Source organism: Salinivibrio sp. MA427 (genome assembly GCF_001996115.1).
Lineage (GTDB): Bacteria > Pseudomonadota > Gammaproteobacteria > Enterobacterales > Vibrionaceae > Salinivibrio > Salinivibrio costicola.
Genome location: NZ_MUFH01000006.1, coordinates 17,264 through 36,411, shown reverse-complemented (window position 1 = coordinate 36,411; position 19,148 = coordinate 17,264). Strand labels below are relative to the sequence as shown.

General features: G+C 50.5%; 13 protein-coding genes, 2 tRNA genes and 1 pseudogene. 15 read left to right on the top strand and 1 reads right to left on the bottom strand.

Going from position 1 to position 19,148, the window contains the following annotated elements; genetic code table 11:
* The first annotated feature begins 73 nt into the window (after positions 1-73).
* From BZG79_RS01380 to rpoS, 3 genes are all read left to right on the top strand, one after another.
* Positions 74-694 (top strand): protein-L-isoaspartate(D-aspartate) O-methyltransferase, encoded by a 621-nt coding sequence (locus BZG79_RS01380; RefSeq protein WP_077459779.1) that lies wholly within the window; start codon positions 74-76, stop codon positions 692-694.
* 34 nt (positions 695-728) lie between these two features.
* On the top strand, positions 729-1,676 hold the full coding sequence (locus BZG79_RS01375) for a peptidoglycan DD-metalloendopeptidase family protein (RefSeq protein WP_077773571.1): 948 nt from the start codon (positions 729-731) through the stop codon (positions 1,674-1,676).
* Between the two features lie 104 nt (positions 1,677-1,780).
* On the top strand, positions 1,781-2,755 hold the full coding sequence (rpoS, locus tag BZG79_RS01370) for an RNA polymerase sigma factor RpoS (RefSeq protein WP_077773570.1): 975 nt from the start codon (positions 1,781-1,783) through the stop codon (positions 2,753-2,755).
* 134 nt (positions 2,756-2,889) lie between these two features.
* Here rpoS and mutS read toward each other — a convergent pair whose 3' ends face one another.
* Positions 2,890-5,469 (bottom strand): DNA mismatch repair protein MutS, encoded by a 2,580-nt coding sequence (gene mutS / locus BZG79_RS01365; protein ID WP_077773569.1) that lies wholly within the window; start codon positions 5,467-5,469, stop codon positions 2,890-2,892.
* 106 nt (positions 5,470-5,575) lie between these two features.
* Here mutS and BZG79_RS01360 point away from each other — a divergent pair, with 106 nt between their 5' ends.
* The 12 genes and pseudogenes from BZG79_RS01360 to BZG79_RS01305 all read left to right on the top strand — a co-directional run bounded on the left by BZG79_RS01360 (position 5,576) and on the right by BZG79_RS01305 (position 19,113).
* On the top strand, positions 5,576-6,025 hold the full coding sequence (locus BZG79_RS01360) for a nicotinamide-nucleotide amidohydrolase family protein (RefSeq protein WP_077773568.1): 450 nt from the start codon (positions 5,576-5,578) through the stop codon (positions 6,023-6,025).
* A gap of 75 nt (positions 6,026-6,100) precedes the next feature.
* Entirely contained in the window at positions 6,101-7,150 is a 1,050-nt protein-coding gene (gene recA / locus BZG79_RS01355; RefSeq protein WP_021022081.1) for a recombinase RecA, read from the top strand.
* Positions 7,150-7,617, top strand: coding sequence for a regulatory protein RecX (locus tag BZG79_RS01350; protein ID WP_021022080.1), 468 nt, complete (start codon positions 7,150-7,152; stop codon positions 7,615-7,617). The genes recA and BZG79_RS01350 overlap by 1 nt, the downstream gene beginning before the upstream one ends.
* Before the next feature lie 128 nt (positions 7,618-7,745).
* Positions 7,746-10,101, top strand: a pseudogene (gene alaS / locus BZG79_RS01345) (alanine--tRNA ligase).
* 442 nt (positions 10,102-10,543) lie between these two features.
* A complete protein-coding gene (gene csrA / locus BZG79_RS01340) occupies positions 10,544-10,741 on the top strand; it encodes a carbon storage regulator CsrA (RefSeq protein ID WP_021022078.1) in 198 nt (65 codons plus the stop codon).
* A 197-nt stretch (positions 10,742-10,938) separates the two neighbouring features.
* Positions 10,939-11,031: transfer RNA gene (locus BZG79_RS01335), tRNA-Ser, on the top strand.
* Between the two features lie 24 nt (positions 11,032-11,055).
* Positions 11,056-11,132, top strand: a tRNA-Arg gene (locus BZG79_RS01330).
* 585 nt (positions 11,133-11,717) lie between these two features.
* Positions 11,718-13,520: a sodium-extruding oxaloacetate decarboxylase subunit alpha gene (gene oadA, locus BZG79_RS01325; RefSeq protein ID WP_077773567.1), complete on the top strand. Its 1,803-nt coding sequence runs from the start codon at positions 11,718-11,720 to the stop codon at positions 13,518-13,520.
* A gap of 9 nt (positions 13,521-13,529) precedes the next feature.
* Complete coding sequence (locus BZG79_RS01320; RefSeq protein ID WP_021022074.1) at positions 13,530-14,660, top strand: sodium ion-translocating decarboxylase subunit beta; 1,131 nt, start codon at positions 13,530-13,532, stop codon at positions 14,658-14,660.
* A gap of 208 nt (positions 14,661-14,868) precedes the next feature.
* Positions 14,869-15,825, top strand: a complete 957-nt coding sequence (locus tag BZG79_RS01315; RefSeq protein WP_077459773.1) for an NADP-dependent oxidoreductase — start codon at positions 14,869-14,871, stop codon at positions 15,823-15,825.
* Between the two features lie 5 nt (positions 15,826-15,830).
* Positions 15,831-16,253 (top strand): YqaA family protein, encoded by a 423-nt coding sequence (locus tag BZG79_RS01310; protein ID WP_021022072.1) that lies wholly within the window; start codon positions 15,831-15,833, stop codon positions 16,251-16,253.
* Positions 16,254-16,263: 10 nt separating this feature from the next.
* Positions 16,264-19,113: a pitrilysin family protein gene (locus tag BZG79_RS01305; protein ID WP_077773566.1), complete on the top strand. Its 2,850-nt coding sequence runs from the start codon at positions 16,264-16,266 to the stop codon at positions 19,111-19,113.
* Positions 19,114-19,148: the final 35 nt, after the last annotated feature.

Here is a 19,148-nt window from a genome sequence, read left to right as displayed (position 1 = left end):
CCATACTGGGCTAGCCGCAATGAGGCGGCAGCCTTATTTATCGATTCAAACTCAGTGATAAAGGAAGCAGACGTTGAGTCAAGCGCAATCACTTATTCAATTTTTGCAACAACAAGGTGTGACAAACACTGACGTTTTAGATGCCATGCAAGCCGTGCCCAGACATTTATTTGTCTCTGAAGCCATGACCCACCAGGCCTACGGAAACAATGCGTTACCGATTGGTTGGGGACAAACCATTTCACAACCTTATATTGTGGCTAAGATGACATCGCTACTCAATTTGCAACGAGATAGTCGCATTTTGGAAATTGGCACTGGGTCCGGTTATCAAACCGCCATCCTCGCGAACTTGGTCGATCATGTTTATTCTGTCGAACGGATTAAACAATTACAAATGCTGGCCAAACGGCGCCTTAAACAGCTGGATATTTATAACGTTTCCACCAAGCATGGAGATGGTTGGCAAGGTTGGCCGAGTAAAGGACCGTATGATGCTATTATGGTCACCGCGGCAGCCGCCAACATTCCGGAGGCTTTGTGTGAACAACTTAATGATGGCGGTGTGATGTTGATTCCCATTGGTGATGCTGAGCAAACGCTGATGAAAGTCACGCGTGACGGAACGAGATTCGACACCGAGATGGTTGAATCGGTTAAATTTGTTCCCCTTGTTGCGGGCGAATTGGCATAAACTGCCTGAGCGATGGAGCTGTGTTTTAAAATAGATGAAAATCGCGCTTTTTCTGTCACTATTAGTTTTTTTATCTGGTTGTTCCTGGCGAGGACCGGCACCGGTATCCAGTGTGACGCCCGATTACACCAGTGTGGATAGAGGCAGCTACCGCGGTAGCTATTATGAAGTGAAAAAAGGCGACACGCTTTACTACATCGCTTACATCACGGATCGCGATATTGACGATATCATCGAGCATAATAATTTACAGCCTCCTTACACCATTTATCCCGGGCAGACACTGGCATTGTGGAAGCCCGCTTATCAGCGTCCCGATGTGGCTAAATCGCCCACTAGGGACCAATCTTCCTCATCTWCTTCTGCTGCCGAGGTCGTCGCCAATGGCGCTTCTGTGGCCGCTGCCACAAAAGCCACTGCAAGTGCTGCGTCGGTAGCAGCATCTTCTAGAAAAGGCGCCGATCCTGGCAAATTCGAGGGGAAAAAGAAGTCAAAAACCGCGACTCAACGCACAAAAGACGTTGAATCGGACCCTTCAGCGGGGTACAGTCAAGTAAAAGAAAAAAGTAAAAAAGTTGTTAATAAGCGGACCGCTAGCGTATCTAACCAACAGATTACCTGGCAATGGCCAGCAAAAGGCCGAATGGTGTCCCGATTTTCTAGTACAGAGCGAGGCAATAAGGGCATAGATATTGCTGGGCAACGAGGACAACGTATTCAGGCAGCGGCAGATGGAAAAGTCGTTTACGCCGGAAGCGCGCTTCGAGGTTACGGTAAATTAATAATAGTGAAACACAATGATGATTATCTGAGTGCGTACGCGCACAACGATTCGTTTTATGTTTCAGAAGGCCAAGCTGTCACGAAGGGGCAAAAAATAGCTTCAATGGGCAGTTCTGGTGCAAACAGTGTTCGGTTGCATTTTGAAATTCGCTACAAAGGAAAATCGGTCAATCCGTTGCATTATCTGCCAAAGCGTTAGCACAGGGGCAAAACCAAAGTGATAACGCTGCAGCCACCGATGTGACGGGGCCGGTTAAAGCAGAAACACATTCTGCTTTGCTGCTACGTCATAAGGGAGGCGCTATGAGCCAAACAAATACCGCAAAAAAACTGGACGGCTTGAATCAAGACGTGGAATTGGACACCGTTGAGGCGCAAGCCCCAGAGGTGGCCGAAGAAGTCGAAGAGGCTGTTCAGCAACAAGCAGCCACGTCCAAAGCCTCTGATGCCACCCAACTTTACCTAAGTGAAATCGGCTTCTCACCACTTCTTACTGCCGAAGAAGAGGTGCTTTACGCACGTYGAGCGCTACGGGGTGATGAGGTTGCGCGTAAACGTATGATTGAGAGTAACTTGCGATTGGTGGTTAAAATCTCGCGTCGTTACTCGAATCGGGGGCTAGCGTTATTGGATCTGGTTGAAGAAGGGAACCTTGGCCTGATCCGTGCCGTAGAAAAGTTTGACCCAGAGCGCGGCTTCCGTTTTTCAACCTATGCAACCTGGTGGATTCGCCAAACCATTGAGCGTGCCATTATGAACCAGACGCGTACCATTCGTSTGCCTATTCATGTCGTCAAAGAGTTGAATGTGTATCTGCGTACTGCCCGTGAATTAGCGCAAAAGCTAGATCATGAGCCGACAGCGGAAGATATTGCCGCGCAGCTTGATAAGCCGGTTGAAGATGTAAATCGTATGCTCCGCCTCAATGAACGTATTGGCTCCGTGGACAACCCGATTGGTGGTGACTCAGAAAAAGCGCTGTTGGATATCATCCCTGACGAAAAGCAGGATGGCCCTGAATACACCACGCAAGACGATGATATGAAGAAATCGATTGTGCAATGGCTGCAGGAGCTGAATCCGAAGCAACGCGAAGTGTTGTCGCGCCGGTTTGGTCTTCTCGGGCATGAAGCCTCTACGCTGGAAGATGTTGGGCGTGAAATTGGCCTAACCCGTGAGCGGGTTCGTCAAATTCAAGTGGAAGGCCTACGTCGTTTACGCGACATGCTGACCCRTCAAGGGCTAAGTATTGAGTCGCTCTTTAATGTCGAACAATAGACAATACTACCCAAATCATAGAGCAACATTAAAACGGGACAGCAAAGGCTGTCCCGTTTTTTGTTGTGCGGTCATCGATGCTTTGGTGATGATTAACGCGCGATAATCAATGCGAATGGCTTCACCTGGCGTGATTAACGTGATTGCTGCAATGCTTTAAGGGCATAAAGTGCATCTAAGGCCTGACGCGGGGTCATTTCATCTGGATTGAGTGCATCAATTGCATGATCTAATTCACTGGGCTCGGGGAGCAAAGGCAATTGCGTCGGTGTTATTTTACCGACCGACTGTTCGGTATTTGCCGTGTGCTGGCCGCTTTGCTCGAGTTGGGCCAACTTATGTTTGGCGCGGCGAATGACGGGTTTGGGAACCCCGGCCAGGCTTGCGACTGCTAAACCATAAGATTTACTGGCTGCTCCCTCTTGTACCGCGTGCATAAAGGCGATTTCATCGCCATGCTCCATCGCATCTAGATGAACGTTGACCAAGCCTTCCATTTGTCCTGGCAGTTCGGTGAGCTCAAAGTAATGTGTGGCAAATAGGGTCATGGCATGGATTTTTTCTGCCAGCCACTCGGCACTGGCCCATGCTAAGGACAAGCCATCATAAGTACTGGTGCCGCGTCCAATTTCATCCATTAACACCAAGCTGTTGGCCGTGGCATTGTGAAGAATGTTCGCGGTTTCTGTCATCTCTACCATAAATGTCGAACGCCCTGAGGCAAGGTCATCGGACGCGCCAATACGGGTAAAGATACGATCAACAGGTCCAATGGTGGCGTGCTCGGCGGGCACATAGGCACCGATATGACTTAGCAAGGTGATCAAGGCTGTTTGACGCATATAGGTAGATTTACCCCCCATATTCGGACCGGTAATGATCAGCATGCGGCGTTCAGGATTTAATGTGATCGGGTTGGGGATAAACGGATCCGTCATGACCTGCTCAACCACCGGGTGTCGACCCGCTTCGATATCGATCCCCGGTTGTTCGGTCAATGTTGGGCGATGATAGTTGAGGCTATCAGCACGCTCCGCGAGGTTACACAATACATCTAACGCGGATAACGCCTCTGACGCTTGCTGTAATCGCGCCAAATGTGGCAGTAACTGATCAAACAATTCGTCCCATAAGCGTTTTTCGAGCGCCAACGCATTAGACCGAGAGCTTAATACTTTGTCTTCATGCTCTTTTAATTCTGGGATGATGTAGCGCTCGGCATTTTTAAGCGTTTGACGGCGAATATAGTGCGCAGGTACCCGATCACTTTGCGCGCGGCTGATTTGAATATAAAAACCATGTACTTGGTTATAACCCACTTTCAGCGTGTCGATGCCATGTTGCTCGCGCTCGCGGGTTTCTAGTTCTTCTAAGTAACGTGATGCGCCTTCGGACAAGTCGCGCCACTCATCCAGTTCCGCGCTGTACCCTGGCGCAATCACGCCGCCATCACGGATCACTACCGGTGGATTGTCGACGACGGCCCGCGTGAGTAGATCGTGTAACTCCGGCATCGGAGTGGTGGCTTTTTGGTGATCGGAGAAGGCACTGTGGTCAAGCTCGGTGAGCAATGTTTGCACCTCAGGTAGCTGCGCCAATGCAGTACGTAGCCTTGCCATATCACGCGGGCGCGCTGAACGCATGGCCAAGCGAGCAAGGACACGTTCAATGTCTCCCACCGGCTTGAGGGCGTCGCTAAGATCCGTGTACAAGCTATTGTCTAGCAGGGTGCCAATGGCATCTAAGCGCTGATTGAGCACTTGGCGATCGCGCAAGGGTTGATGTAACCAGCGTTTGAGTAAACGGCTGCCCATCGGTGTCGTGGTTTGGTCTAGCACCTCGGCCAGCGTGTTATCGGTGCCACCGGCGAGATTTTGGGTGATTTCTAAATTACGTCGTGTTGCAGCATCAAGCACGACAGAGCTATCTTGCTGATCTTTAACAATGGCACGAATGTGAGGCAGTGCCGTACGCTGCGTTTCTTTAGCGTATTGTAATACACAGCCTGCCGCGCTTAGCCCAAGAGAGCAGTCCTCGACGCCAAAGCCAACTAAATCGCGCGTACCAAACTGGCCGGTCAATTGGCTGCGTGCCGTGTCTAAATCAAACTCCCATATTGGACGGCGTCTTGCACCACGGCTCACCGATAAGAGGTCGGGGTAGGGGAAGTCCTCTGGATACAAGAGTTCGACAGGCTGAGTACGCTGCAATTCCGCCTGCATCTGCTCATAGGTTGTCGGCTCAGTCAGAACGAATCGCCCAGAGGTGATATCTAAAGTTGCAAAGCCAAACTGGTCGTTATCGCACGTCAATGCGGCCACTAGGTTGTCGACGCGTTCACTCAGCAATGCCTCATCAGAGACGGTACCCGGTGTCACGATGCGTACCACCTGGCGCTCAACCGGGCCTTTACTGGTGGCAGGATCACCAATTTGCTCGCAAATGGCAACGGGTTCACCCAATTGCACCAACTTGGCTAAATAGCCCTCCACGGCATGATAGGGCACGCCTGCCATGGGGATCGGTTCACCGCCTGAACTGCCGCGTTTGGTCAACGAAATATCTAATAATTGAGAGGCGCGTTTGGCATCGTCGTAAAAGAGTTCGTAAAAATCTCCCATACGATAAAAGAGCAGCTCTTCAGGATGCTGCGCTTTAAGTTTGAGATACTGTTGCATCATGGGAGTGTGCTTTTCGAGCGCTTGTACTGTCACGACTAGACCTGCAAAATGGAACGTTAAGGGCGTTAGAATACGTGATCGGACCGCAAGGGGTAAAGTTGTGGTGCAGGTTTCTCAACCCAATAAAAAGGAGTGCGCAGTGGACCCTTTATTCTCATTGGCAAAGCGTTTGGGTGATGCCCTATTGGATACAGAATTAACCGTGACTACCGCGGAGTCATGCACCGGCGGTGGTATTGCCTATTGCCTGACCGATGTGCCAGGCAGCTCGCAGTGGTTTCAGCAGGCATGGGTTACCTATAGCAACACCGCAAAGCAAGCATTAGTTCATGTCCCCACGGATTTACTGGCCCAGTATGGCGCAGTGAGCGAGCCTGTGGTCAGCGCGATGGCGGAAGGTGCATTGGCCGAGGCTAACGCAGGATTAGCGATTGCGGTCAGTGGTGTTGCAGGACCGAGTGGTGGTAGCGATGATAAACCGATCGGTACTGTTTGGTTTGCTTGGGCGTGGCACAATGGTGAAACGGATAGTGAAGTATGTCATTTTGATGGTGATCGGCGCGCCGTGCGTGGGCTAGACACTGTATAAATGGACAGTATACTTAGCCCCATTAACGATAGCTTTTATCTCATAGAGATAGCGTTTTATTTCCTGGAGACCGAAATGGACGATAACAAAGAAAAGGCGCTCGCAGCCGCACTCGGGCAAATCGAAAAGCAATTTGGCAAAGGCTCAATCATGCGTCTGGGTGATGACCGTACCATGGACATCGAAACCGTATCGACCGGCTCTTTGTCTCTGGATATTGCGCTAGGCGCCGGTGGCCTACCATTTGGTCGTATCATCGAAATCTATGGACCTGAGTCATCAGGTAAAACGACATTGACCCTAGAAGCCATCGCTGAAGCACAAAAAAAGGGCAAGACTTGTGCGTTTATTGACGCGGAACACGCACTCGACCCAATCTATGCGCGCAAGCTGGGTGTCGATATTGATAACCTGTTGGTGTCTCAGCCCGATACTGGCGAACAAGCTTTAGAAATTGCTGATGCGCTGACGCGTTCCGGGGCCGTTGATATGATTGTTATCGATTCGGTCGCAGCCTTGACGCCGAAAGCTGAGATTGAAGGCGAAATGGGCGACTCCCACATGGGTCTGCAAGCGCGTATGCTGTCACAAGCAATGCGTAAGCTGACCGCCAACATCAAAAACAGCAATACCATGATGGTCTTTATCAACCAAATTCGGATGAAGATTGGTGTGATGTTTGGTAACCCAGAAACGACCACAGGCGGTAATGCATTGAAGTTCTATGCATCGGTCCGTTTAGATATTCGCCGCATTGGTGCGATTAAAGAAGGCGATGAAGTGGTGGGTAACGAAACCCGCGTCAAAGTGGTAAAAAACAAAGTCGCCGCACCGTTTAAACAAGCAGAGTTCCAAATTCTTTATGGTCAGGGTATTAACTTGCAGGGCGAGCTGGTGGATCTGGGTGTGAAACATAAGCTGGTGGAAAAAGCCGGTGCCTGGTACAGCTATAAAGGTGACAAAATTGGCCAAGGTAAAGCCAATGCATGTAAATACCTGAAAGAAAACCCCCATATTGCTGAAGAAATTGACACCACCTTGCGAGAGATGTTGCTGCAGCCAGGCCTGAACAACGAAGCTGTAGACGCCAACGTTGAGGCAGATACTGAGGACGAGAAGCTGTAATGGCGGCATCGTGCCAAGAAATAGCGGTGGGCCTGTTGGCTCGCCGCGATCACTCTGTCCACGAGCTAACACAAAAATTGTCTCAACGCGGGTTTGATGACGACGCAATTACCCTCACTATTAATGACTGCTTAGAACGAGGCTGGTTAGATGACGCGCGCTTTGCTACCAGCCTGTTGCGTCAGGGAATAAACAAACATCATGGCTGGTTGCGTATCTGCCAAGATGCGAAACGTAAAGGCGTTGATATTGAGCTACTCGCCCGCGCAGAGCAAGACGCTGAAGTGGATTGGTACCTAGTCGCCAAAGAAACAGCGATACGTAAGTATGCTGACCTAGATGGCCGTCTTCCTCCTGTTGAACACAAGGTGAAAGCGAAACGCATGCGTTTTTTACAATCGCGCGGTTTTAACTTTGATCAAATCCAATACGCGCTGAATGACGACGATATCGACCCGCATTTCTAAACCAATCCTACTCTGTCTCTTTTCCCCACGCGATCGGTTGTTTACAATGGCGTAAACAATACGATGCTCCCATCGCGTCATTACCATAACCGGTTGCTAACGCAATATTCGATTATCAGGATTAGCCAATGTATATGAGCACTGATGAGATCCGTACAGCGTTTCTCAAGTTCTTTGAAAGCAAAGGGCACCAGATTGTGCCTAGCTCATCGCTCGTCCCTGCCGACGACCCAACACTGTTGTTCACTAATGCAGGCATGAACCAATTTAAGGACACCTTCTTAGGGGCCGAGAAGCGAGACTACACACGTGCGACCTCAGCACAACGTTGTGTGCGCGCCGGCGGTAAACATAACGACCTTGAAAATGTAGGCTTTACCGCTCGTCATCACACCTTTTTTGAAATGCTCGGTAACTTTAGTTTTGGTGACTACTTCAAAAAAGACGCGATTGCTTATGCGTGGGCGTTTTTGACCGAGACGATCGGTTTGCCAAAAGAAAAACTGTTGGTGACCATTTACCACACTGATGACGAAGCGTTTGATCTTTGGCATAACACCATCGGTGTACCGGCGGATCGCATTGTGCGTATCGGCGATAAAGAAGGCGGAAAGCCGTATGAGTCAGACAACTTCTGGCAAATGGGGGATACCGGACCTTGTGGGCCTTGCAGTGAAATTTTCTACGACCACGGTGAGCATATCTGGGGAGGACCTCCAGGTACGCCTGAAGAAGACGGTGATCGCTTCATTGAGATCTGGAACATCGTTTTCATGCAGTTCAATCGACAAGCTGATGGCACCATGGAGAACCTCCCTAAACCGTCAGTTGACACGGGAATGGGGATTGAGCGTATCGCCGCGATTAAGCAAGGCGTGCACTCCAACTATGAAATTGATGTTTTCCAGCAATTAATTAAGCAAGTGGCTGACATCATCGGAGTTGAAGACCTGACCAATCAGTCTTTGCGTGTGGTCGCTGATCATATCCGATCTTGTGCGTATTTGATTGTCGATGGTGTGATGCCTTCTAACGAAGGGCGCGGCTACGTGTTACGTCGAATTATTCGTCGTGCGGTGCGTCATGGTAATAAGTTAGGCAGCAAAGACACCTTCTTCTACAAGTTGGTGGGGCCGTTGGCCACCATCATGGGCACGGCCGGCGAAGATCTGCGTGCGCAGCAAACCATGGTTGAAAAAGTCCTAAAAATTGAAGAAGACAACTTTAGTCGTACTCTTGAACGCGGCATGTTAATGCTAGAAGAAGCGTTAGATCGGTTACACAGGCACAGAGGCGAAAGGTCAGATCACTGAGATTTTCGTGGAGGGTGAATCGGTCGACCATCTGGCATCGGGCGATCACGCGGTGGTTATCCTCGACCACACCCCTTTCTATGCCGAAGCCGGTGGTCAGTGTGGCGATACAGGCATCATTGATACCGAGCAAGGGCGTTTCACGGTAACGGATACCCAGAAGATCGGGCAGGCGATTGCTCATTATGGTGCTTTATCCGACGGACAGTTAAGTGTTGGCGCGCAGGCAACCGCGCAAGTCGATGCCAAGCGTCGTCATGCGGTGGCCATGAACCACTCAGCCACGCACCTGTTACATGCAGCGCTCCGTGACGTGCTCGGCGATCACATTGCGCAAAAAGGGTCCTTGGTGCGCGCTGATGGTTTGCGCTTTGATTTTTCTCACTTAGAGCCTGTGACTGCCGATGAGCTAAAAGCGGTAGAGCGTATCGTTAATGAGCAAATTCGCGCTAACAATGCAGTACAAACGGGAGTCATGGATATCGACGCTGCGAAACAAAAAGGCGCGATGGCATTGTTTGGTGAGAAATACGACGACGAAGTGCGCGTATTGAGTATGGGCGACTTCTCCATCGAGCTTTGCGGTGGCACGCATGCCAATCGTACCGGCGACATTGGTATGTTCAAAATCGTTTCAGAGGCAGGTATTGCAGCTGGAGTGCGTCGTATCGAGGCCATTACAGGTCAAGCGGCGATAGATAATGTGTACCAAACCCAAGCCGACTACGAGGCCAAATTGGATGAAGTGCATGGCAAAGCTAAAGGGTTGGAGAAGCAAATCCAACAACTGAAGCAAAAGCTCGCAGCACAAGAAAGCGCTGGATTGATTAACCAAGTGCGCGAAATCAATGGCACTAAGGTACTGATCAGCCAACTCGATGGGGCAGATAACAAGGCACTGCGTAGTATGGTTGATGATCTCAAAAACCAAATGGGGAGCGGGATTGTGCTTCTCGGCAATGTCGCCAATGATAAAGTAGGCCTGATTGCGGGTGTGACCAAAGATCTCACCGGTACAGTGAAAGCGGGTGAGCTGGTCAATGTTGTCGCGCAACAAGTCGGTGGTAAAGGCGGTGGTCGCCCTGATATGGCGCAAGCGGGTGGTAGCGATGTAAGCGCATTACCCAGTGCGTTAGCCGCTGTCGATGCTTGGCTTGCCGAACGGTTATAATTCGCTAAAAAGCATTTAAGAAAAGTCAAGAAGGTCGCCATGCGCGGCCTTTTTTTGTGATCTAGATTAATAATTGCACTTTTTTTTTGATTCTGTATAGTGCAACGCCTTAGGCGATGTGTCGGTGCTGAGCGGTGATATCGCTTACATTTTATCGCTTTGCTGACCAGTGCAACACTGATTTCTCTTACTCTGTTGTCTCAGATCACGCGCCTTTATGGCTAACGGTATGATGATAAAACAGTAAATTTCTCTGCCCTTTTCTGGATATGGTGTGATAATTCGGCCATAGTGTGAAGTGCGGGTAACAAAACCTCCCGCATTGGCATCACGAGCAGGGAAATAATCCAACGATTGCAGATAGCGAGCCGATACGCTGGCGGGTTATCTGGCTCAGAAACTAATTGAATAAATAAAAGATTGATACTCAAGGAGTAGAAGCATGCTGATTTTGACTCGCCGTGTTGGCGAAACCTTGATGATTGGTGATGAAGTCACCGTCACTGTGTTGGGTGTAAAAGGTAACCAAGTACGTATTGGTGTGAATGCACCGAAAGATGTCTCTGTACACCGCGAAGAGATCTACATGCGTATTCAAGCCGAAAAAGGCGCGCCAGCCGGTAGTCAAAACGACTACTAACAAAGCAAAAGAGGTCGACCAGGGTCGGCCTTTTTTATGGTTGGTTTTCCCATAAAATCAAAATGAAACGGCGATAAAACCAACAATAAAAACACCTGGTGGGTGATAATTGTCCATTTGTTAGTAACAAGGCGACTTTTCCCCGAAAAGTGTTTGACATATATCTGGCTCAAAGTAATATGTGCACCCGCAGCGACGGTGAGGTGGCCGAGTGGCTGAAGGCGCTCCCCTGCTAAGGGAGTATACGGTTTGTAGCCGTATCGAGGGTTCGAATCCCTCCCTCACCGCCATGTTGTTGCAAGCAAGATAGATGCGCGTCCGTAGCTCAGCTGGATAGAGTACCTGGCTACGAACCAGGCGGTCGGAGGTTCGAATCCTCCCGGACGCGCCATTTTGCATTACCTCTTCCTTCTCCTTATTTCCATTTCGCTATCTTTTCATTGTCACCCAAATCGACTTTTCTGTTTATTATTTTCGCTATCGCTATCGCTATCGCTATTGGACAGCGTGTTGTGATACTGGAAAAACGCTTTTTCCAAAAATGGCATAGTGCGCCTCTATTAATAGCCAAACCGTCAAAACCCTCTATGTACCAGGACGTTTCATCGCGCGATTAACGGACTTGGACGAGATAAATACGCCTTTACGAGTGGCGGTTGTTCGCGTGCGATGAGTGCATCATGACCCGTGTTGTCAGGTAACAAAAACACAACACGAGATTGTCATTTATGCGAATTGTTAGTATTTTGAACGCCGATGATGAAATGGCCACCAAGATAAATGAATAATAACGGGCCATCCGCGCATCATTGCCAGTAAGAGTGAGTAACAAGGAAGACAACCATGGATTTAGGCCCGCTTTTAGAACAAGCACTGACGCTGATGCTGACCGGTATGGTTGTGGTGTTTGTGTTTGTCCAGCAGTACCGCCAACGCCATCGTTGAGTGGTAAGGCACATATAAAAAGGAGTTTGTTATGTCTACGCCGTTAGCTATTACCGATGTGGTATTGCGTGATGCCCATCAGTCGTTGTTTGCCACACGTCTGCGTTTGGACGATATGTTGCCGATTGCCGCCGAGCTCGATCAGATTGGGTTCTGGTCATTAGAAACATGGGGTGGCGCGACCTTTGATGCCTGTATTCGCTATTTGGGTGAAGACCCTTGGGTACGGTTGCGAGAGCTTAAAAAAGCCATGCCTAATACCCCGATGCAAATGCTTTTACGTGGGCAGAATCTTTTGGGTTACCGCCACTACGCCGATGATGTGGTATACAAGTTCGTTGAACGTGCTCATGCCAACGGTATGGATGTATTCCGCATCTTTGATGCCATGAATGATGTGCGTAACTTTCAAGCCGCTGTGGGTGCGGCAGTGGACGTAGGTGCCCACGCTCAGGGAACGATTTCTTACACCACTAGCCCTGTGCATACCATGGATACCTGGACCGATTTAGCCAAGCAGTTGGAAGATCTTGGCTGTCACTCTCTGTGCATCAAAGATATGTCCGGCCTGCTTAAACCTTATGAAGCGTATGAGCTCGTGAGCCGCATAAAATCGACCTGTGATATTCCCCTGTCGCTGCATTGTCATGCGACCACAGGGTTATCAACAGCAACGGCGGTTAAAGCAGTAGAAGCGGGGTTAGATGTCCTGGATACGGCCATTTCCTCAATGAGCCAAACTTATGGGCATACCCCGACTGAAACCGTTGTTGCGATGCTTGAAGGCACCGAGCGTGAAACTCATCTTGACCTGAATAAACTTGAATCGATTGCGGCTTACTTCCGTACCGTGCGGAAAAAATACGCCCAATTTGAAGGGCAGTTAAAAGGCGTCGACTCACGTATTTTGATCGCGCAAGTGCCCGGCGGTATGTTGACCAACATGGAAAGCCAGCTTAAAGAACAAGGCGCGGCTGACAAAATGGATGAGGTCTTAGACGAGATCCCGCGGGTGCGTGAAGACTTAGGATATATCCCCTTAGTTACGCCGACCTCACAAATTGTCGGATCGCAATCGGTCATTAATGTATTGACCGGCGAGCGTTATAAGAGCATTACTAAAGAGACTGCTGCGCTGTTAAAAGGCGAATACGGAAAAGCCCCCGCACCGGTCAATGCAAAATTACAAGCGCGCGTGCTTGACGGTGAACAAGCGATTACCTGCCGTCCGGCGGATAAATTAGCCCCCGAAATGGAAAACTTGACGCAGGCATTAACCGATAAAGCGTCGACAGAAGGTGTGAGTTTGGCGGAAGAGACGATTGACGATGTCCTCACTTACGCCTTGTTCCCACAAGTGGGTTGGAAATTCCTCCAAAATCGTGGCAATCCTGATGCGTTTGAACCGGTACCCACCGGAGACTCCACGCCGCCAGCAACGCCCGCGGCGAGCCCAGCGAGCCAAGTTGAGGTTGAAACTTACAGCGTGCGCGTTAATGGCCAGGTGTATCAAGTGGATGTCGGTCCCGATGGCGCACTAGGCGCGATCCAAACTGCTAACGATGTCGACAATGCGCCTATAGCACCGCGTGCCCCGGTGTCACAGCCGGCATCTACCCACGCAGAGCCAGTCACCGCACCGTTAGCGGGTAATATCTTTAAAGTCATGGTGACCGCCGGTGAGCATATACAAGAAGGTGACGTTCTGATCATCCTAGAAGCGATGAAAATGGAAACCGAAGTCAGGGCTGCGCATGCTGGCACTGTCCAAGATGTACAAGTAAAAGAAGGCGACGCCGTGACTGTCGGCATGCCGCTTTTACATTTAGGATAAGAGGGCAGCATGGAAGGATTAATGATCCTGTGGTCGGAAACTGGACTGGCGAATTTCCAGTGGCCACAGCTGGTGATGATGGCCGTCGGTTGTCTGCTGCTCTTTCTTGCGATCCGACGTGGGTTTGAGCCTYTGCTTCTGTTGCCCATCGGGTTTGGGGCAATCTTGGCGAATATTCCCAACGCGGGTTTTAACGAGCCGGGCGGTTTGTTGTATTACGTCTACCATGTCGGGATTGATACGGGGGTTTTCCCGTTATTGATCTTTATGGGAGTGGGGGCGATGACCGACTTTGGTGCCTTGATTGCTAACCCGCGTACCTTGCTTTTAGGGGCGGCGGCGCAATTTGGCATTTTTGCTACCTTGTTCGGTGCTATCTTGCTCAACTTGGTCCCAGGCATGGAATTTAGCCTTCAAGATGCAGCATCAATTGCGATTATTGGTGGTGCGGATGGGCCGACGGCCATCTTCTTGGCTAGCCGACTATCGCCGGATCTTCTTGGCGCGATTGCAGTCGCAGCCTATAGTTACATGGCGTTGGTGCCAATTATTCAACCGCCGATCATGAAGTTGTTCACCTCGCCACAAGAGCGCCAAATTGAAATGAAACAGCTGCGTCATGTCTCGAAAACGGAGAAAGTGCTGTTTCCTTTAGCGGTCTTGATGATGACGATCTTATTCTTACCCTCCGCAACGCCCTTGGTTGGTATGTTTTGTCTGGGCAATCTGATGCGTGAGTGTGGCGTCGTCGATCGGTTATCGAGTACTGCGCAGAATGAGTTGATCAACATTGTGACCATTTTCTTGGGGCTTGCCGTTGGTTCCAAGCTAGAAGCGGATAAGTTTCTTCAGTTTGAAACCTTGGGGATCTTGGTGCTCGGAGCGGTCGCGTTCAGCATCGGCACCGGAACGGGCGTCTTAATGGCGAAGCTGCTTAACCGGTTTAGCCGCGATCCTATCAACCCACTGATTGGCGCGGCCGGCGTCTCTGCCGTGCCAATGGCTGCGCGCGTGGTGAATAAGGTTGGACTGGATGCCAATCCACATAACTTCCTGCTGATGCATGCGATGGGACCGAATGTGGCTGGCGTGCTTGGCTCGGCTGTCGCAGCGGGGATATTGCTGGCGTTAGTCGGATAGCCGTGCGATGTGAATGTAGAGACAAACCGTAGCAAAAACAAAACACGTGAACAGTGAAAAGAAAACAGCGGCAGGCATTGAGTCTGTCGCTGTTTTTGTTAAGACTAGGGGTTTACGCGTTGCGATGACCCTGTGCTTTTTTATTATCTGCGCTATCAAATTTATTACCTGCGCCATGAAAGCATAATGGCATGCGAAAGGAGTCAATATGTCGAATAACTTGTCTCTTGCGATTACCGAATTCGGTGCGCCAGAGGTTCTCTCCCCAGTAAACCGTGCTATCCCCTCACCGTCGGAAGAGCAGGTGTTAATTCAGGTAAAAGCCGCGGGCGTGAACCCAATCGATGCTAAAACCCGTGCCGGACTGGGTTGGGCGGCGGAACATAACCAAGATAAGCTGCCTTGGGTACCCGGTTACGATGTGGCCGGTGTGGTGGTGGCAAACGGCACCAACGAAAGTAAGTTTGATGTGGGGGATCGCGTGGCAGGAATGATTGGCTTCCCGACCGAGGGAGGGGGATATAGCCAGTATGTGGCTGCCGACGCCGGACTGCTTTCCACGGTACCACCAAGTGTCCCAATGGTGGATGCTGCCGCGGTACCACTTGCCGGGCTCACGGCGTGGCAAGCGCTCGAGCATGTCAAACTCGCCCGTGACGAAAAAATACTGATTTTGGCGGGGGCCGGGGGAGTGGGCCACCTTGCGGTGCAATTAGCAGTAAGAACGGGGGCTGAGGTGTATGCGACAGCATCGCCGGGCAACCATGAATTTTTGCGCCAGCTGGATGCGAAACCGATAGACTATCACCAGGCACATTGGGCGACAGCGCAGGGCGAGTTTGATGTACTGATTGATTTGGTCGGTGGCGATACGGGCATTGAAGCACTTGCGAGCCTAAAAACCGGTGGACGTGTGGTCACGGTGCCGACCAATACACGTGATATGATCACCGCTGCTGCGGCCGAGCGAGGATTAAAAGCCACGGGGATGCTGGTTGAGCCCAACACCTGGCAAACTCAGCGCTTGCTTGACATGCTTGATCAAGGCGAGCTTCATATTGATATTGCCGCTGTCTACCCTCTAGAACAAGGGGCGCAAGCCCATAAAGCGCTCGAGTCTGGTCATACACGCGGTAAGCGAGTATTAGAAATGCCGTCGTCGTAACAACCATGGACGACTGGTCGGCGTTGGCGACACTGTTTGTCACCAGCTTTTTGAGTGCCACTTTGTTGCCAGGTGGTTCAGAAGCGAATTTGGTTTACTTATTAACTCAGCAACAGTTTGCTGATGGCGTAATTGTAGCTATTGCGACCGTCGGAAACACCCTTGGAGGCATGACCAACTATGCCATCGGCCGTTGGATTCCGGATTATCAGCCGCACCAACGCTGGCATCGTCGTGCGCACTTGGGACTACAACGTTATGGTTATGCGGCTTTATTATTGAGTTGGGTCCCCATCATTGGCGACCCTTTGTGCGTGGTCGCCGGTTGGCTACGTTTGCGTCAATCATGGTGTTGGGCGGTTATCTTTATCGCCAAAGCATCGCGTTACATGGTTATTGTTTGGTCATTTAATTGGGTCACTGGGTAGGAATCATCATATGCAACGCTTATTGTTCGTCGCTGTTCTCGTTTTATCCGTTCTGACAGGGTGTCAGCGACTGGAAACATCGCCTCCTGCAACGCCAAAGGGGGTGACCTGGATAAAAACAGTCTCGCCACCACCGGGCAGTGCCCAAGTGCCTTATCAACAGTTTACGCTCGATAACGGGCTGACTGTTTTGCTGCACCAAGACCACTCCGATCCCTTAGTCAGTGTCGACATGCGCTATCATGTTGGCTCTGCGCGTGAGGAGCCTGGCAAATCCGGCTTTGCGCACTTTTTCGAACATATGATGTTTGAAGGCTCAGAGCACGTTGACGATCATGGTAAGCGTATCAAAGAAGTCGGTGGCTATAACAATGGCTCGACCAACCGCGATACTACCCAGTATTATCAAACGGTGCCGGCTAATGAATTAGAACGTGTACTTTGGTTAGAATCCGATCGCATGGGTTTTCTGTTGGATGCCGTGTCGCAGCGTAAGTTTGAAGTGCAGCGTGATACGGTGAAAAACGAGCGAGCCTTTCGGATAGACAATGTTCCCTATGGCCGCGTTAACGAAACCATTAATCAAGCGCTATACCCCGAAGGTCATCCTTATTCATGGCCGGTGATTGGTTACGTGGAAGATTTAGACCGCGTTGATGTCGATGACCTCAAGCAATTCTTCTTACGTTGGTACGGTCCCAACAATGCCACCTTGACCATTGGTGGGGATATTGATGTACAACAAACCTTAGCGTGGGTGAAAAAGTACTTTGGTGACATCCCGCAAGGGCCAACTATCCCCGCGGCAGACCCTCAGCCTGTCACTCTGGAAGCCGATCGATTTGTCACTTTAGAAGATAAAGTGTCGCAGCCTGTTTTGATCATGAGCTTCCCCACCAGTACGCCTGAGACAGACACCAGTACGCGTCTGAGTGTCCTGGCCAATGTGTTGGGACAAGGGCGAGATAGTGTCCTTTACCAATCATTGGTGCAAACGGGAAAACTGCTTAGTGCAGGCGCATCGCATCAGTGCGGTGAGCTTGCATGCACCTTCGAGATCTATGGTGTCGGCAGTCAAGATCAGTCGTTAGCTGAGGTGCGCACGCTACTGCGCCAGAGCATGGCGACATTTGCGGCGCAAGGCGTTGACCAAGACGACATTAGCCAAATCAAAGCCATGGTAGAAGCGGATAACATTTTTGCCCTACAAAGCGTCGATGGCAAAGTAGAACAACTGGCCAGTGACTATACGTTACATGGCGACGCAAGCATACTGACACAACGCCTAGCCCGTTTGGATGCTGTAACGCCTCAAAAGGTGATGGACAGTTATCAACAGTGGGTAAGCAATCAACCTGCGGTTAACCTCAGTGTGGTGCCTGAAGGGCGTCAAGATTTGGTCGCTCATCCGGCAAACTTTGTCTATCAGCGCCCTGATTATCGCCACGTCGCTAGCCAAAATAATGCGGATACACTGGCGTTACGCAACACGCCTGAACGCTTTGACCGCAGCCTGATCCCGCCCCCGAATGGAAGCGTGACTGTCCATGTTCCTACTATTTATCGCGCGGAGCTCGACAATGGTATTCACCTGGCAGGCACCGTCAGTCGCGAGACCCCCACGGTGACCTTGCAACTTCGCTTGCCGGCAGGTGTGTTGATGGAGCCGAATGATAAGCGTGGTATCGCCGAGCTCACGGCTAGTATGATCACAGAAGGCGGCGCGGGAATGTCGGCCGCGGAATTAACCCAAGCGCTAGATAAGCTTGGCAGTCAGATGAGTGTTAATCCAGAGGCTTATCATACGACATTGACCGTGACATCCTTGAAAAAGCATCTGGGAGAGACGCTTCAATTAGTGAATAAGGTGATCAGTGCACCGACGTTTGCGGAGCAAGATTTTGAGCGGCTCAAAAAACAAGCATTAGAGGGAATGGCGTCACGCGCCGACGATGCGGGCTGGTTGGCAGATCAGGCTATTAGCCAATTGCTTTATCAAGATGCAACCTTCCGTGCCCCGCAAGGTGGTGTGGCAGAAGACGTTGCCGCACTCACCCTTGCCGACGTTAAACGCTTTTATCAACAGCATTATGTGTTGAAAGAAAGTCAGCTTGTCGTGGTGGGTGATTTGTCCCGTGAGCATGCGATCAATCTCGCTAACCGGATTCAACCTTGGCAACCGACTCCTGAGGGGCATGCTCAAGTTGCAAGGCCCGTGCCTCGAGACGAAAAAAGTCCACAAATTTGGTTAGTGGATAAACCACAAGCGCCACAAACCAGTATTCGTATGATACGTCATGGCATGCCTTACGACGCAACCGGCCCCATGTTTAAAACCCGCTTAGCTAACTTTAATCTCGGCGGAAACTTTAATGCCCGCATCAACCAAAACTTACGCCAAGATAAAGGTTACACCTACGGCGCCCACAGTGCTGTGTATGGTGGTCGTCAAACTGGGACCATTGAAGTCGGTGCCGATGTGCGTGCGGATGCCAGTGCCGAGGCCATTAAAGAGCTTTGGAAAGAAATGGCCCACGCGCACGAAAATGGATTTACTGAGCAAGAGCTTGCCTATTTACGTCAATCGAGCGGCCAGCAGGATGCACTCAATTATGAAACACCGTGGGAAAAAGCGGGCTTGATTGCGCACATTGAGGCGTTTAATTTGGATGATGACTATCGTGAAGCCCAAAAAGCCATGCTGTATTCACTGACACGCCAACAACTAAATGCCCAAGCATCGCGCTGGTTCGATCCTAACGACTACCAAATCATCGTGGTTGGCGATGCAGAGCGTTTGGAAGGGGATCTGCGTCAACTTGGCTTGCCAGTCAATAGGCTGGCGTTAGATTACCGTTAATACCGGTTGGATAAACTTACCCCGCTGCGTGATGG

Bases quoted from the DNA above. Each gene is read 5' to 3' on its own strand.
- BZG79_RS01310 (WP_021022072.1), top strand. From the start codon at position 15,831: ATGGACGACTGGTCGGCGTTGGCGACACTGTTTGTCACCAGCTTTTTG.
- BZG79_RS01350 (WP_021022080.1), top strand. From the start codon at position 7,150: ATGGCGGCATCGTGCCAAGAAATAGCGGTGGGCCTGTTGGCTCGCCGC.
- BZG79_RS01305 (WP_077773566.1), top strand. From the start codon at position 16,264: ATGCAACGCTTATTGTTCGTCGCTGTTCTCGTTTTATCCGTTCTGACA.
- csrA (WP_021022078.1), top strand. From the start codon at position 10,544: ATGCTGATTTTGACTCGCCGTGTTGGCGAAACCTTGATGATTGGTGAT.
- recA (WP_021022081.1), top strand. From the start codon at position 6,101: ATGGACGATAACAAAGAAAAGGCGCTCGCAGCCGCACTCGGGCAAATC.
- oadA (WP_077773567.1), top strand. From the start codon at position 11,718: ATGTCTACGCCGTTAGCTATTACCGATGTGGTATTGCGTGATGCCCAT.
- BZG79_RS01315 (WP_077459773.1), top strand. From the start codon at position 14,869: ATGTCGAATAACTTGTCTCTTGCGATTACCGAATTCGGTGCGCCAGAG.